Origin of the sequence: Vibrio sp. 10N.286.46.A8 (assembly GCF_041470165.1) — a bacterium.
Lineage (GTDB): Bacteria > Pseudomonadota > Gammaproteobacteria > Enterobacterales > Vibrionaceae > Vibrio > Vibrio tasmaniensis_A.
The window spans coordinates 1-1,315 of record NZ_JBFRLX010000296.1 but is presented as its reverse complement, the minus strand read 5'-3'; the positions used below and the strand labels follow the sequence as shown (position 1 = coordinate 1,315).

Sequence of the window (1,315 nt, the reverse complement as noted above, 5' to 3'; positions counted from 1 at the left end):
ACTTAAAACGGTCGAATGATTCTATCTTTTTTTGTTTTTCTTTTTTTATCGCTTCTTTTACTTTTTCTATATTGGATACCCAACGGCTAGCCATCATTGACACTATTTGGTTTACTGGTTGATCAAACTCTTGCGATAACTGCTTTAATTGTTCCACTGTTGACTCGTCAACAATAATATTTAAAGATTTCTTCTTTTCCTTTTTAATTTTTATTCGATGTTTTTTTTGACTCCATGCTTTCTTCATGTTTATTAAAAACAACGTCTTGTCAGACTCTCCTATTTCAATGGAGTGAAATATCGCAGGGACAGTTATCCTAAATGCTTCATTATTATTTACTAATTCAGGCATATTTTTGCAGTATCTTTTAATTGTTTCATTTTCAGTAAGATAATTTATAGACCATGCATCAATATTGTACTCTTTTGCATCTAACCAGGAGAATGAATGTTTATTTTTTGAATTGTAGTATTTTTCTTCTAGGTAATTAAGGTAACTAATTTTGTCCGGCGAGTTACACTCTATGGTATTTAAAAAATAAATAACATCATTTTCAATATCTTTGAGTGTTCTCATTTTTGATAGTTTTGAAAATGACTTTAATCGTAATATTTCTTGCATAACGCCTTTTTTATTAAAGAATATATAACGCTCATTTATATTGAAGATATCATTATTCGATAAGTGTAAATAACAGAAAACGCAAAAAACCCGATCGATAGATAATAATTTCATGAAATTATCATCAATCATATTTTTTAGGAATTCTGTTATTATAGCGTCGATATTATTATTTTCAGATTTTGTTTTTATTGATTCTTCTATTTTTTCAATAAGATCAGGAGAGTCAATTTTAATTTCATTTGCGTTAGTGATGTAGTCATGCTTGTACATCATCCTAATAATCTGTTTTTTTTGATCTATATTTGTTTTTGACAAAACCTGAGATCTTTCTAGTTGTTCTTCTTTATCCATTATTTATTTCCTACGCAGTAGATTTAATGTCACGTTAACGTATTATTCTAGTAGGTTTAGTGTAGCTTTATAGAGTGACAATGTTGTGATCGAAGCTTATATTGTTAGGATTCTGTAGGTTTTTGTTTGATTTTTAGGCTGACATCTCAATTGTGACTTTGAAGTAGTGGTGTGTTTTAGGCTCTATTTATACAAGGTGAAAAATCACCTTATATAAATAGCCTGGAGTAAACTTTTCAATAACGATTAATAGGCAATCAATATATGTTGCCTTTGATTGGGTATGTTTCTATTATAGATGTTTCATTTTTTACATTATGATAATGGTTAATGTATAAA

Annotated in this window: 1 protein-coding gene; it reads right to left on the bottom strand. The window is 28.3% G+C overall.

The window, feature by feature from the left end; translation table 11 throughout:
* Positions 1 to 976: hypothetical protein (locus AB4232_RS21715; protein WP_372087993.1), on the bottom strand; the 976-nt coding region annotated here is incomplete at its 3' end.
* Positions 977 to 1,315: the final 339 nt, after the last annotated feature.